General features: G+C 38.3%; 14 protein-coding genes, 1 other RNA gene and 1 riboswitch. Of the genes, 8 read left to right on the top strand and 7 right to left on the bottom strand.

The features are described 5' to 3' along the window. Positions 1 to 50: 50 nt before the first annotated feature. The 4 genes from moaE to moaA all read right to left on the bottom strand — a co-directional run bounded on the left by moaE (position 51) and on the right by moaA (position 2,336). The gene (gene moaE / locus DV434_RS07720; RefSeq protein WP_118784754.1) at positions 51 to 503 is read right to left on the bottom strand and encodes a molybdopterin synthase catalytic subunit MoaE; all 453 of its coding nucleotides are present in this window, start codon (positions 501 to 503) and stop codon (positions 51 to 53) included. Beyond that, entirely contained in the window at positions 504 to 749 is a 246-nt protein-coding gene (gene moaD, locus DV434_RS07715) for a molybdopterin synthase sulfur carrier subunit (protein ID WP_118784755.1), read from the bottom strand. A gap of 1 nt (position 750) precedes the next feature. Further along, entirely contained in the window at positions 751 to 1,233 is a 483-nt protein-coding gene (gene moaC / locus DV434_RS07710; protein ID WP_118784756.1) for a cyclic pyranopterin monophosphate synthase MoaC, read from the bottom strand. Positions 1,234 to 1,322: 89 nt separating this feature from the next. Next, positions 1,323 to 2,336 (bottom strand): GTP 3',8-cyclase MoaA, encoded by a 1,014-nt coding sequence (moaA, locus tag DV434_RS07705; protein WP_118784867.1) that lies wholly within the window; start codon positions 2,334 to 2,336, stop codon positions 1,323 to 1,325. After that, a riboswitch (molybdenum cofactor riboswitch) is annotated at positions 2,325 to 2,465 on the bottom strand. Its footprint overlaps the gene before it by 12 nt. Before the next feature lie 315 nt (positions 2,466 to 2,780). Here moaA and ytfE point away from each other — a divergent pair. Beyond that, positions 2,781 to 3,452: an iron-sulfur cluster repair protein YtfE gene (gene ytfE / locus DV434_RS07700; RefSeq protein ID WP_118784757.1), complete on the top strand. Its 672-nt coding sequence runs from the start codon at positions 2,781 to 2,783 to the stop codon at positions 3,450 to 3,452. 76 nt (positions 3,453 to 3,528) lie between these two features. Here ytfE and rnpB read toward each other — a convergent pair. Then, an RNA gene (gene rnpB, locus DV434_RS07695) (RNase P RNA component class A) lies at positions 3,529 to 3,905 on the bottom strand. Between the two features lie 160 nt (positions 3,906 to 4,065). On the opposite strand from rnpB, the gene DV434_RS07690 reads away from it, so the two are divergent. Continuing rightward, complete coding sequence (locus DV434_RS07690) at positions 4,066 to 5,001, top strand: KpsF/GutQ family sugar isomerase (RefSeq protein ID WP_192881445.1); 936 nt, start codon at positions 4,066 to 4,068, stop codon at positions 4,999 to 5,001. Between the two features lie 9 nt (positions 5,002 to 5,010). Continuing rightward, on the top strand, positions 5,011 to 5,553 hold the full coding sequence (locus DV434_RS07685) for a KdsC family phosphatase (RefSeq protein WP_118784759.1): 543 nt from the start codon (positions 5,011 to 5,013) through the stop codon (positions 5,551 to 5,553). Between the two features lie 118 nt (positions 5,554 to 5,671). Here DV434_RS07685 and yccS read toward each other — a convergent pair whose 3' ends face one another. Together yccS and DV434_RS07675 are read right to left on the bottom strand one after the other, a co-directional pair. Beyond that, a complete protein-coding gene (gene yccS / locus DV434_RS07680; RefSeq protein WP_118784760.1) occupies positions 5,672 to 7,807 on the bottom strand; it encodes a YccS family putative transporter in 2,136 nt (711 codons plus the stop codon). Positions 7,808 to 7,874: 67 nt separating this feature from the next. Further along, complete coding sequence (locus tag DV434_RS07675; protein ID WP_118784761.1) at positions 7,875 to 8,543, bottom strand: curli polymerization inhibitor CsgI-related protein; 669 nt, start codon at positions 8,541 to 8,543, stop codon at positions 7,875 to 7,877. A gap of 200 nt (positions 8,544 to 8,743) precedes the next feature. On the opposite strand from DV434_RS07675, the gene sohB reads away from it, so the two are divergent. The 5 genes from sohB (at position 8,744) to rsxC (ending at position 14,678) form a co-directional block, all read left to right on the top strand. Continuing rightward, entirely contained in the window at positions 8,744 to 9,805 is a 1,062-nt protein-coding gene (sohB, locus tag DV434_RS07670) for a protease SohB (RefSeq protein ID WP_118784762.1), read from the top strand. A 177-nt stretch (positions 9,806 to 9,982) separates the two neighbouring features. Continuing rightward, positions 9,983 to 10,834: an OmpA family protein gene (locus DV434_RS07665; protein WP_118784763.1), complete on the top strand. Its 852-nt coding sequence runs from the start codon at positions 9,983 to 9,985 to the stop codon at positions 10,832 to 10,834. A 223-nt stretch (positions 10,835 to 11,057) separates the two neighbouring features. Beyond that, positions 11,058 to 11,636, top strand: a complete 579-nt coding sequence (gene rsxA, locus DV434_RS07660) for an electron transport complex subunit RsxA (protein WP_005636563.1) — start codon at positions 11,058 to 11,060, stop codon at positions 11,634 to 11,636. A gap of 87 nt (positions 11,637 to 11,723) precedes the next feature. After that, positions 11,724 to 12,305: an electron transport complex subunit RsxB gene (gene rsxB / locus DV434_RS07655; RefSeq protein ID WP_118784764.1), complete on the top strand. Its 582-nt coding sequence runs from the start codon at positions 11,724 to 11,726 to the stop codon at positions 12,303 to 12,305. After that, on the top strand, positions 12,306 to 14,678 hold the full coding sequence (gene rsxC, locus DV434_RS07650) for an electron transport complex subunit RsxC (RefSeq protein WP_118784765.1): 2,373 nt from the start codon (positions 12,306 to 12,308) through the stop codon (positions 14,676 to 14,678).

The raw sequence follows: 14,678 nt of genomic DNA, 5'->3' as shown, positions 1-14,678 counted from the left end.
TTATTGAGTCCAACTTTTGGGGGGCAGATCAGTTTAACCGCACTTTGCCATTACCACTTCTCTAACGCTTCTTTATCGCTCTCCCTCGCTTCAATCCAACGTTCACCTTGATTGGTTTGTTCTTTTTTCCAAAATGGTGCTTTGGATTTTAAAAAATCCATAATAAATTCATTGGCGTGATAAGCATCTCCACGATGAGCAGAACTAATCCCCACTAATACGATCTCATCGCCAGTACGTAGCAATCCCACTCGATGAATTACAGACACACGCTGGATATCCCAACGGGCTTTTGCTTGTTCTACAATTTCACGTAAGGCTTTTTCTGTCATTGCGGGATAATGTTCTAAGTATAAACTGGATACCTCATCGCCTAAATTAAGATCGCGTACTTTCCCCACGAAAATAACCGTTGCGCCAACCGAATGTTGCTCAGAAAGCCATTGGTAAACGGCATTTTGATCAAAAGGTTGTTCTTGTACTGAAATTTGAATATCGGTCATTTAGCCCCCCGTTACTGGTGGGAAAAATGCAATTTCATCCCCATTTTTGACCACACTTTCTAATGGCATCAAGGTTTGATTGATGGCGACTAAAAGCTTCCCTTTTTCTAACGCTAACGCCCATCTTTCACCTTTTTGAGCAAGATGTTCACGCACCGCTTCCGCTGTTGCAAAATCGCCTTCAAGCTGAATTGAATCTTCCCCAATTAATTCACGAGTTTGAGCAAAAAATAAAACATTTAGCATCCTATTTTTCCTCCGCAATAAAATGACCAGATTTTCCACCGCTCTTTTCTAACAGGCGAACGTGCTCAATCACAATGTCTTTTTGTACGGCTTTACACATATCATAAATGGTTAATGCGGTAACACTTGCAGCGGTTAATGCTTCCATTTCTACGCCGGTTTTTCCGGTTAATTTACAAAGAGATTGAATACGAACTTGATTGGTTTCAAGTAACGGTTCTAAATTCACTTCCACTTTAGAAAGTAACAATGGATGGCAAAGTGGGATAAGCTCCCAAGTACGTTTTGCTGCTTGAATACCTGCAATACGTGCTGTAGCAAATACATCGCCTTTGTGATGTTTGCCTTCCACGATCATAGAAAGGGTTTCTTTTGACATAGTCACAATGGCTTCAGCACGAGCTTCGCGAACAGTCTCTGCTTTTGCAGAAACATCCACCATATTGGCTTCGCCTTGAGAATTGATATGTGTAAATGTAGTCATAATAAAATAAAGTGCGGTTAAAATATTGAATGTTTTAAATGGGCGACAAAAGAAAGCGAGCGAATATTACCATTCACTACTTTGATTTCTTAGCCACCGATAGAAGCTAAATGATTTCTTACGCCACTATCACCAATATGCAAGTAATGATGCTCACGTTTGCCTTGAAGTGCAGCCAAAATACGAGCCTGTAAAATATCTTGCTGTTCATGGGATTGCAATAAATCACGTAATTCAATGCCTTCTTCGCCGAATAAACAAAGATGAAGTTTTCCCTTCGCTGACACTCTGAGGCGATTACAGCTTGCGCAGAAATTCTTCTCATAAGGCATAATTAAGCCAATTTCGCCTGCATAATCAGGATGCGTAAATACTTTAGCTGGACCATCAGTATGGGATTTATGCTGTAATGTCCAACCATTTTTCAGCAATTTATCCGCTAAGATTTGCCCAGAAAGATGGTGTTTATCAAAGAAACTATCCATTTCGCCTGTTTGCATGAGTTCGATAAAGCGCATTTGAATTGGACGATCTTTCACCCAAACAAGGAATTGTTCAAACTCTTTGTCATTCAAATTTTTCATCAAAACTGAATTGACTTTGACTTTGTTGTAACCCACTTCAAATGCACGATCGATACCACGCATCACGTCATCAAATTTATTGATACCTGTAATTTGATGGAACATTTTTGGATCTAAGCTATCAACACTGACGTTAATAGACGTAATCCCTGCTTTTTTCCAATCAGCTACATCTTTTGCCATACGATAGCCATTTGTGGTAACAGCTAATTGACGAATGCCATCAATGTTCGCAATGCTTTCTACAATTGGAATAAAATCTTTGCGTAAGGTCGGTTCGCCACCTGTTAAACGGATTTTTTCAGTGCCCATTTCAGCAAACGCTTGAGCAAGATTTGTAATTTCTTTTAAGGTTAAGAAACTCGGTTTATTGGCTTCGGGTTGATAACCATCAGGTAAACAATAGGTACAACGAAAATTACACTGATCGGTAATCGACAGTCGTAGATAGTAATATTGGCGTTGGAAAGGATCGACTAAACGAGACTCTCCTACGTTTTTAATAGGAATGGATTGCATTTTACACCTTTCTAAATATGGAGAGGATAAACCGTTTCCAGCGTATCCCTGAATAACGTACCGCGTTATTGGCTTGTCGCCGTATTTCGATGAAACTTAGGCTAAACAAGCTCGGAGTTATGCGTTAAATTTGATTTGTCGTCATTCTAAAAGATTTCACTTCATAAACACAATCAATAATATTGATGAAAATCAGTATTTTCCTAAATTCTTAAAAATCAATTATATAAAAAAATACATAATGAATTTAAAGCTAGCTCATTAGTGATAATTAATCCTATTTATATGAATAACCATCAATTTTGAGCTGATTATTATGAGGTATTTTTATTGATTTAAATCATAATTTAATCAATAAATAAATCTCTCTACTTTTCATAATCAGAAAAATATCCTACTATTTTTATCGGATTTATTTTTACTTAATCAATATAGGAGTGATTTATGTCTTTTGCCCAACAAAAACTTAGCGAGCTCGCTGTTTCAATTCCAGGTGCAACTAAAATTTTTCGTGAATATGATTTAGATTTTTGCTGCGGCGGTTCTGTATTATTAGAAATCGCAGCACAACAAAAGAATCTTAACCTTGCTGAAATTGAAAAACGTTTAACTGATTTACAACAAAGTAAAGCAGAAAATAATGATAAAGATTGGACTTCGGCATCTTATGCAGAGATGATCGATCACATTATTACTCGTTTTCATAATCGCCACCGTGAACAACTCCCTGAATTAATTACATTGGCGGAGAAAGTAGAAAATGTACATGGTGATCGTGATGACTGCCCTGTCGGCGTAGCGGCACAATTAGAAAAAATTTATGCTGAACTTAGCCAGCATTTAATGAAAGAAGAACAAATTTTGTTCCCAATGATCAAAATGGGGAATTATGCTATGGCCTCAATGCCAATTCGTGTAATGGAAATGGAACACGATGAAGCAGGGCAAGACGTGGAAGTGATCAAATCACTTACTAATAACTGCACGCCACCAGCAGATGCTTGTTTCAGTTGGAAAGCCTTATATAGCGGCATTAATGAATTTATTGATGATTTAATGCACCATATTCATTTGGAAAATAATATTTTATTTCCACGTGTATTAAACGAAAAATAATTCAATTTTCATTAAAAAATAACCGCACTTTAATCTATTCTGAAAAACAAACTAAAGTGCGGTCATTTCTATAAAAATTTTGAGTTGGTCGATAAGCCGAGTTCTGTCGTGGACAATCATTCCTCTAGGCGACAAATTACTCTGCCGCTCAAGCAACCTACCCGAATCCTGAGCGGGCCACTCATTGGATTCCTATTTGGTCTTGCTACGAGTGGAGTTTACCCTGCTGCCAACCGTTACCGGAGGCACGGTGCGCTCTTACCGCACCCTTTCACCCTTACCGTTTACACGGCGGTCTGCTCTCTGTTGCACTGGTCGTCGGCTCACGCCGCCCGGACGTTATCCGGCACTCTGCCCTGTGTAGCTCGGACTTTCCTCTCGTTTACTTGTCCCACTAGGTCGTATAAATACGGTTAAGGGCTTCAATAAACCAGCGATTGTCTAACCAACTCGGCGCGTAGTATAGGGGCAATCACTAGTGCGGTCAATAAAATCCCCAATTTTTAGATATTGCTCATCAATCTTATAAACAATAATGGCTAATTTTTCATTCGTATTTTTTTATGATTCCGCTAAAATAACGCCAATTTCAACCGCTCTTTTAGGAAGAAGAATGAACTATCTAAAAATTGCACAGGATTCCCTTTCAGTGGAAAGCAACGCACTTTTACAACTCAGCCAACGTTTAGGCGAGGATTTTAATCAAGTCGTGGATTTAATCCTTGCTTGCGAAGGACGATTAGTCATCGGCGGGATAGGGAAATCTGGTTTAATCGGTAAAAAAATGGTGGCTACCTTTGCCTCTACGGGCACACCAAGTTTCTTTTTACATCCGACGGAAGCCTTCCACGGTGATTTAGGAATGTTGAAACCAATTGATATCGTGATGTTAATTTCCTATAGCGGTGAAACCGATGATGTTAATAAACTGATTCCAAGTTTAAAAAATTTCGGTAATAAAATTATTGCTGTGACGAGTAACAAAAATTCCACGCTTGCACGCCATGCTGATTATGTTTTAGACATTACTGTTGAGCGTGAAGTGTGTCCAAATAATCTCGCACCAACAACATCCGCACTTGTCACACTAGCCCTTGGCGATGCACTTGCCGTATCGCTTATTACGGCACGCAATTTCCAACCAGCTGACTTTGCTAAATTCCATCCAGGTGGCAGTCTTGGTCGTCGTTTATTATGTAAAGTGAAAGATCAAATGCAAACTCGCCTACCAACAATTTTACCGACCACCAATTTTACAGATTGTCTGACCGTGATGAATGAAGGGCGAATGGGCGTTGCCTTAGTGATGGAAAATGAACAACTTAAAGGCATTATCACGGATGGCGATATTCGCCGTGCGCTTACAGCCAATGGTGCAGAAACGCTGAATAAAACAGCCAAAGACTTTATGACAAGTTCACCAAAAACTATTCATCAAGACGAATTTTTATCAAAAGCAGAAAACTTTATGAAAGCGAAAAAAATTCACTCGCTAGTCGTTGTTAATGATGAAAATCACGTAGTGGGTTTAGTGGAATTTTCAAGCTAAGGAATCCCGATGCAACAAAAATTAGAAAAGATTAAATTTGTCATTACTGATGTAGACGGCGTACTCACCGACGGACAACTTCATTATGATGCCAATGGTGAAGCCATCAAAAGTTTTCATGTTCGCGATGGTTTAGGCATAAAAATGCTGATGGATGCGGGTATTCAAGTGGCAGTGCTTTCTGGTCGCGACTCCCCTATTTTACGTCGTCGCATTGCCGATCTTGGTATTAAATTATTCTTTCTTGGCAAACTTGAAAAAGAAACCGCTTGTTTTGATCTTATGAAACAAGCAGGCGCCACTGCCGATCAGACCGCTTATATTGGCGATGATAGCGTAGATCTCCCCGCCTTTGCAGCGTGTGGAACTTCTTTTACTGTGGCTGATGCCCCTATTTATGTAAAGAATACTGTTGATCATGTACTTTCTACTAATGGAGGAAAAGGAGCATTCCGTGAAATGTCCGATATGATTTTACAGGCACAGGGAAAATCTTCTGTGTTTGATAGCGCCCAAGGTTTCCTGAAATCAGTGAAAAATATGGGGCAGTAATAACTCATTCGTCAATATTATTGCCTAATAAAAAATAAAGTGCGGTAAATTTTCAAGGAGTTTTAAAATCTCTCAAAAATCAACCGCACTTTTATCTTTATAACGCCCCCCATACTCTTTAACAAGACTCTTTCCTAAAATACTCATAGAACTGCGGTAAGAGTTGCGTAATCAAATTCAATTGTTGATACGGCAAACTAAAAACGGCGCGTTCTTCTGCGGTCATCTCTTGTTTTTCTAATTCTTTTAAATGTATTTCGATACTTTCTTGCTGTTGGTTAAAAATAGCTTCAGGTATTTCTTCAATATGTTCGAAGGTATAGATAATTTTCTTTGCCACGGGATAAAAACCAGATAAAAACTGTGCGGTCTGTTGCAAATTTTTCATTCTGTCGCGATAAGCTCCCAGTGCTGAAATATAGCTTAATAGAGAATAATTAAGTTTGAGTAAATCAAAGCCTTTTTGTAAATATGCCTTATATTTAACTGGCTCATTATTCATATTGGAAAGAGTTGTACTCAGTGCGGCTGCATATTGATGTGCATTGCGACGTGCTATGCGATATTTAAGATCATCACTTTTACCAAATTGCAATTGGCTAATAATATGCAATAAATACACCGCATCACTGCGTAGTGCTTGATGACTCACTTTATCAAGTTGCAAATATTTCCAATCTGGCCATAAGTAAGATACTGCAAACCATGAAATCGCGGCACCAAGCAAAGTATCGAGTAAACGAGGCATTAATGCGGCTGCCGTATCGAATCCCATGACATCAAAACTCAGCAATACTTGTAGTGTGATGAAAAAGGTCGAGAAACTGTAATTATTACTGCGGAAGAAAAAGAACAAAGTACTTGTAAGCACCACAAGACCTAGTTTTAATTCTAAGGTTGGATTTAAATAAGGTAATAGTGACCCCACCACTACGCCTAATATCGTGCCAATAATGCGCTGACGTAAACGTACTTTAGTTGCAGAATAGTTTGGCTGACACACAAATACAGTGGTCAATAAAATCCAATAACCAAGATTAAATTGGAAAAACTCAACAATGGCACAGCACAGAAATACCACAATAGATAATCGTACCGCATGTCGGAACAACTGTGACTCAAAAGTAAAATGGCTAAAAATCACCGCACTTATATTTTTTAACCCCGTGATCTGTTCCGTATGAATTTGAGCCAACTGTTCGGTATCCGTCGTTTCTTGTCCCAACTGGCGAAGTTGCCAGTTGATGCTTTGTAAATTATCTAACAAGGTTTGAATATCAATCAGTTCATCTTGATCATTAAGATGTTGTGTTCGATACAGTTCAAAGGAATGCAAGGTGCCTAAAAGTGCACGTTCGACACGTTCATTAAAATGATAAGGTTTATTTTCACGCAAACTCTCCGTGATTTCTTTACAGGATTGTGCTTGTAGCTCTAACAAACGTTGAACACGGAAAATCAAATCTGTATTTTTTAGTTTTTCCGTTATTTGTTGATAATCAAAATGTGTAGAATTGGCGCGTTCGTGAATATCTTGCGCGGCAAAATAGTAACGTAACATTCTCTGGGTACGAGGATGGCGATGTTGTCCTCTAATACGATAAAAAAGTGCAGTGCGAACAATATTAAATGCCGTGACAACATTCGCATTTTTCATCGCAAAATTGAGGTGTTTTTTTTCAATCTCAGCTACTTCGTCAGGATCAAAAAAACAGGATTTGGTATCTAAATATTCTCCCAACGCACAAAACGCTTTAGCGACACTTTCTTGCACGGGGCGATTTGGGAAAAACAGGTAAACAATCAGAGTCACCACGCTATACAGCAAGGTACCGCATAAAATCATTACAGGGTTAATAAACCATACATTTCCCTCTGGGATATAAGTCAATGTGGTGTAAAGCGCAACCACTAATGAACCAAATGCAATCGTGCTATAACGCTGCCCCACGGCGCCAATCATGGTGAAAATAAACGTTAGCACCGTCATTAACACAATATATTGGATGGGCTTACCGATATGTAACTGCACAATAAAGGATGAAATAGAAAAGGCAATAAGGGTAAAAAATACGTTTTTCAATCGTCCAGTTAAACGGTTATCCAAATCCACTAAACCGCCTGCAATAATGCCGAGAATCAAAGGCATTGATTGCGAAGAAATATCAAAAGCCCATATTCCCACTGCCGCAATATTTACGGCAATAAAAACAGGAATCGCAGCGATTACTTTGGCATTTAACCGAATATTCATTTCAAATCCTTATCAAAATAGAAAAGTGAGCAACAAGGCTCACTTTTTATTGTATGAAGTGCGGTAATTATTTATGGGATTTTGCCCAATTTAAGAAACGTGTTTGAGTTTCTTTATCAGCTTGTTGGAACCAATACTGGAGCTGTTGCTCTGCAACGTTTTCACCTTGAACAACCACTTTACCTTTATTCGCTTTTGCATTGCTTGCTGGAGTAGCGACCATTGGGCTAGCAGCTGTGGTTGCAGCAAATGCAGAAACAGATGCAGTTGCACCAGAGGCATTATATTCAGCAAGATCATTCACCACATTAGCACTTGGGAATAAACCTTCTTGTTTTAACACATCTACTTTCGCTGAAATGGCATTACCTGATTTTGTTTTTACGCTAATGCTTGGCATCTCATTGAATTTATCGCTTTCAGAACGACTACGAATAACTGGCGCCGAAATAACAAGATCCTCTGCGCTACCTTGGAATGTCACAATTACTGGATTAGATTCAAAAAGGGTTTGGCTAGATCCAGAACCAATAATTTCACTTAAACGAACAACAACCTGATGGTTTTGAGTGTCATTCACAGCAAAGGTTTTAGCATCCTTTGCAAGCGATTTAGAGGCTTTTTGACCATCAATTGCTAAAAGTTCAAGGTTAGATGACGTAGAAACCATGCCTGCAAAAGTTGCAGTGCTAGCACATAATGTTGCAAAACCTAATACAACAGCACGTAATTTCATAATTGCTCCTTTGGTATAAATGAAATTCTTGCCTATGCTATGCTAAATCAGGAAAAATGAAAATAAAAAAGTGAGAATTGGTTTAAAAACCTTTGTTGTAATAGCACAAATACTCACAATATTTTATCATATTGATGTCTAGCCTAGTCACAACTAGTAAAAAGCACAATGTAATCTATTAAATATCAATAGGAGTAACAATGTTAAACGATATTTTAACTGGCTATGGAATTTTTATTCTGGAAATTCTAACAATTTTATTACTCATTCTTGCTATTGTTGGTTTGGTGATTTCTTATCATCAACATAACAAATCTAAAATAGGAGAATTAGAAATTAAAGACTTATCTGAAGAATTTGATCATCAAGTTCGTGTTTTGCGTGATTTTAATCTTTCTGAAGAAGAACTAAAACAGCAAGCTAAAGCGGAGAAAAAAGCTGAAAAACAAAAGGTTAAAAAACGTAAAGAGAAATTAAAAAAAGGTGAAACCTTAGATGACGAAAAGAAAAGCTGTGTGTATGTCTTAGATTTTCATGGCGATATTTCAGCATCAGAAACGACCGCACTTCGAGAAGAAATTTCAGCAATTTTAAATGTCGCAAAACCAGAAGATGAAGTATTGCTGCGTTTAGAAAGCCCGGGCGGTATTGTTCATGATTATGGATTGGCAGCATCTCAGTTGTCTCGTTTGAAACAAAAAGGCATAAAATTAACCATCGCTGTAGATAAGGTTGCAGCAAGTGGCGGTTATATGATGGCTTGTGTAGCAGATAAAATTGTATCTGCGCCTTTTGCTGTTATTGGTTCTATTGGGGTAGTTGCTCAAATTCCAAATATTCATCGACTATTGAAAAAACACGATGTGGATGTAGATGTGATGACTGCTGGTGAGTTTAAACGCACAGTAACTGTATTAGGTGAGAATACCGAAAAAGGCAAACAAAAATTTCAACAAGAGTTGGAAGAAACACATCAATTATTTAAACAATTCGTCTCACAGAATCGCCCTTGTGTAGATATTGATAAAATTGCCACAGGGGAACATTGGTTTGGTCAACAAGCAATCGACTTAAAATTAGTCGATGAAATTTCAACCAGTGATGATTTAATTTTGGAAAAAATGAAAGAAAAACATGTGTTAAGTGTGAAATATCGATTAAAAAAATCATTGATCAAAAAATTAGGTCATCAAGCTGAAGAAAGCGCGGTAAATATCGTTCAACGTTATGCCACAAAACGAGCAAATGATTTTATACATTAAAAATAAATCAATTTATATTTCCTTACCAAAAGAGGGGGAGGTACTGATTTTATTATTTACAAGATAATTTTTTATCATTAGTATATGCACCCAAAACTTTAATAGTTTTGTTATATTTAACTCATAAAGTTTAGTTATACCCTTTCTAGGTGTTCTGACAAATAAAAGGTAAAACAAATGAAATTATCTCGTATTTTATTATCAAGCATTGCTATTGCGACTCTTGCTGCTTGCGGTAACTTAAGTAAAGTGACTAACGCAGGTACCCCAGAATATAAAGACGTAAATGGTGAACAAGTACCTCAATTAGTATGGCCTAAAATTGATTCTGCAACTTTTAACCATGATGGTAGTCAATTTGGTACCTGGCCAAATTGGGACAATGTTCGTACAATTGAAGCTGGAATGAATAAAGATCAAATTCGCCAATTAATCGGAGATCCACATTTCACAGAAGGATTATATGGGGTATCTGAATGGGATTATGCATTCAATTATCGTGAAAATGGCACTCACAAAGTCTGTCAATACAAAGTATTATTTGACAAAAATCACAATGCACAAAGTTTCTTTTGGTATCCAAACGGTTGTAACGGAAATTCAGCATTTAATTTGAGCGGTGATTTCTTATTTGATTTTGATAAGGATACTTTAACAGCTCAAGGTAAAAAAGTTGTTGATAATGTTGCATCTCAATTAAAATCTACTGGAGCTAAAGAAGTTAAGGTTGCTGGTTATACAGATCGTTTAGGTTCTGATGCTTACAACTTGGATCTATCTCAACGTCGTGCAAATACCGTTAAAGCTCGTTTAGCTGAAGATGGTGTGAATTCTCTAATTACTGCTGTGGGCTATGGTAAAAATCCTCAAGTAAAAGCTTGTGAGGGTGTTAATGGACAAGCGTTAAAAGATTGTTTACGTCCTAATCGTCGTGTTGAAATCACTGCTTCTGGTTCTGAATTAAAACTACAAGAAGGTAGCAAATCCAACGGTGGTACTCAAGGTCCAGTAAAACTATATCAAAAATAATTGATATAGAACTTCGGACAATACTCTACTCACATAAATCAAGTTGAGTATTGTTAATCCAAATATTGTGCAGCTAATCATTTAAATGATTAGCTGCACTTTTTTATTCATCTCTAACAAAACGTGAAAATCTCAATTTTCTCTTTCTCCTACCCCAAATTTTCTATTGTTATCGCGCCTATAAATGAGGATAATAGCCGACTTATACACAAGGCAGAAAGCAATGACACACTATATTTTATTAATTATCGGTACTGCGCTGATTAACAACTTTGTATTGGTGAAATTTTTAGGACTTTGTCCTTTTATGGGCGTATCCAAAAAAATTGAAACCGCAGTGGGGATGGGGTTAGCAACAATGTTTGTATTAACCGTCGCCTCCCTTTGCGCATATTTAGTTGATCATTATATTCTTGTTCCTTTAAATGCTACTTTTTTACGCACATTAGTATTTATTTTGGTTATTGCCGTAGTTGTACAATTTACCGAAATGGTGATAAATAAAACTAGCCCAACACTATATCGTTTACTTGGAATTTTCTTACCTTTGATAACTACAAACTGTGCAGTTCTCGGTGTCGCATTATTAAATGTAAATCTTGCTCATAATTTAACGGAATCTGTCGTTTATGGTTTTGGTGCATCTCTTGGGTTTGCACTTGTATTAGTGCTTTTTGCTGCACTCCGTGAACGTCTTGTCGCAGCCGATGTACCTTTAACTTTCAAAGGTTCATCTATCGCACTTATCACCGCTGGTTTAATGTCTCTCGCATTTATGGGATTCACAGGACTAGTGAAGTAATAAAATGATTTATCTTTTAATGGCTATTACCATTTTGATTTTATTTATTGGGTTCTCTCAGTATTTTTCAGGAACAAGAAAGAAATAATGACCCTTCTATTCATCGTAATCACTTTACTCGCTTTAATTTTTGGTGCGATTTTAGGCTTTGCTTCACTTAAACTCAAAGTCGAAGCAGATCCCATTGCGGAAAAAATCGACTCTATTTTGCCACAAAGCCAATGCGGACAATGTGGTTATCCAGGCTGCAAACCTTATGCTGAAGCTATTTGTAATGGAGATGAAATCACAAAATGTATTCCAGGTGGTCAACCTACCATCGTAAAAATTGCAGAGATTTTAGGGGTTGATGTGCCAGCTATGGATAGCGTAGAAGAACCTATCGAGAAAGTCGCTTTTATTGATGAAAATATGTGTATTGGCTGCACGAAATGTATCCAAGCCTGTCCTGTTGATGCCATTATTGGTACAAATAAATTCATGCATACGATTATTCCAGATCTCTGTACAGGTTGTGAGCTTTGCGTTGCTCCCTGCCCTACAGATTGTATATCAATGATTCCCGTGAAAAAAAATATCGATAATTGGGATTGGAAGTTTGATGCAAAATTAGTCATTCCAGTAATGAATGTAAATGGTACTGAGAAAAAATTGGTTGTGGGGGAATAAATGGCGGACGTATTATCTCGTTTCAATTCCGGTAAATTATGGGATTTCAAAGGTGGCATTCATCCGCCTGAAATGAAATCACAATCTAATTCACAACCACTACGTCATCACCCTTTAGTCACGGATTTTTACATTCCTCTTAAACAGCACGCAGGAACAATAGGTAACCTTTTAGTAAAGGAAGGCGATTACGTATTAAAAGGTCAACCTTTAACGCAAGGTGATGGCTTACGTATGCTACCCGTTCATGCGCCAACTTCAGGCACAATTAAATCGATTAAACCTTATGTCGCTGCACATCCGTCTGGTCTTGATGAACCTGCAATTCATTTGCAAGCGGATGGCTTAGATCAATGGCTAGAGCGTAATCCTATTGATGATTTTTTAACACTCTCGCCAGAACAACTCATTAACAAAATCTATCAAGCTGGTATAGCTGGCTTGGGCGGTGCAGTATTTCCGACTGCCGCTAAAATTCAATCAGCAGAGAAAAAAGTTAAACTCTTAATTATCAATGGTGCAGAATGTGAGCCTTATATCACTTGTGATGATCGTCTTATGCGTGAACGCGCCGATGAAATCATAGAAGGCATTCGTATTTTGCGTTACATCCTACGACCTGAAAACGTAGTCATTGCCATTGAAGATAACAAACCTGAAGCAATAGAGGCAATTAGCAAAGTGCTACAGGGAGCAAATGACATTAGAGTTCGAGTGATTCCAACAAAATATCCTTCGGGTGCCGCAAAACAGCTTATTTATTTGCTTACAGGAATGGAAGTGCCAAGTGGTGCGCGTTCTTCTAGTATTGGCGTACTGATGCATAATGTTGGTACAGCCTTTGCAATTAAAAGAGCGGTTATAAATGACGAACCTTTAATTGAACGTGTCGTCACCCTTACAGGTGATAAAATTTCTGAAAAAGGTAATTATTGGGTCCGACTTGGTACACCAATTTCTCAAGTATTGACGCACGCGGGCTATCAATTTGATGAACGTTATCCAGTGTTTGCAGGTGGCCCGATGATGGGATTGGAACTTTCCAATCTCAATGCACCAGTGACAAAAATTGTCAACTGCTTGCTTGCACCAGACTATTTTGAATATGCAGAACCAGAGCCTGAACAAGCTTGTATTCGCTGTTCTAGCTGTTCTGATGCCTGCCCAGTCAACTTGATGCCACAGCAACTCTACTGGTTTGCCCGTAGTGAAGATCACAAAAAATCGGAAGAATACGCCCTCAAAGATTGTATCGAGTGCGGTATTTGCGCCTACGTATGCCCAAGCCATATTCCTTTGATTCAGTATTTCCGCCAAGAAAAAGCAAAAATTTGGCAAATAAAAGAAAAACAGAAGAAATCAGATGAAGCCAAAATTCGCTTTGAAGCAAAACAAGCACGGATGGAACGTGAAGAACAAGAGCGTAAAGCGCGTTCACAACGTGCAGCAGAAGCACGTCGAGAAGAATTAGCGCAAACCAAAGGTGAAGATCCTGTTAAAGCGGCGCTAGAACGCTTGAAAGCGAAAAAAGCCAATGAAACAGAATCAAAACAAGTTAAAACGATTACCTCAGAAAAAGGGGAAGTTTTACCTGATAACGCTGATTTAATGGCACAACGTAAAGCTCGTCGTCTGGCTCGTCAGCAAGCGGAATCTCAAGTAGAAAACCGAGAACAACAAACTCAGCCAATCGACGCGAAAAAAGCAGCGGTTGCAGCCGCACTTGCTCGAGCAAAAGCGAAAAAACTTGCACAAGCAAATCAAACCGCTGAATCAGTCTCAAACACTCAAGCCATAGAAAGTGTAGTAGAAAAAACAGACGAAAATTCAACCGCACTTGATCCGAAAAAAGCGGCGGTAGCTGCTGCGATTGCGCGCGCAAAAGCGAAAAAACTTGCACAAGTTAATGGAACCACAGAATCAGTCTCAAATGCTCAAACCGTAGAAAGTGCGGTAGAAAAAACAGACGAAAATTCAACCGCACTTGATCCGAAAAAAGCAGCGGTAGCTGCAGCGATTGCCCGTGCAAAAGCGAAAAAACTTGCGCAAGCAGGAACAACAGAATCAGTTCCAAGCACTCAAGCCTTAGAAAGTGCGGTAGAAAAAACAGAAGAAAATTCAACCGCACTTGATCCGAAAAAAGCCGCTGTAGCCGCCGCAATTGCTCGGGCAAAAGCAAAAAAACTTGCGCAAGCGAATGGAACCACAGAATCAGTTCCAAGCACTCAAGACGTAGAAAGTGCGGTAGAAAAAACAGAAGAAAATTCAACCGCACTCGATCCGAAAAAAGCAGCGGTAGCTGCGGCTATTGCTCGAGCAAAAGCAAAGAAATTGGCAAAAACACAAGCAACATTAGAAAATAATCAGGAATAA

The organism is Haemophilus haemolyticus (assembly GCF_003493685.1).
In the GTDB taxonomy this organism is placed as follows: domain Bacteria; phylum Pseudomonadota; class Gammaproteobacteria; order Enterobacterales; family Pasteurellaceae; genus Haemophilus; species Haemophilus haemolyticus_O.
This window is presented reverse-complemented; position numbering and strand designations above follow the sequence as displayed.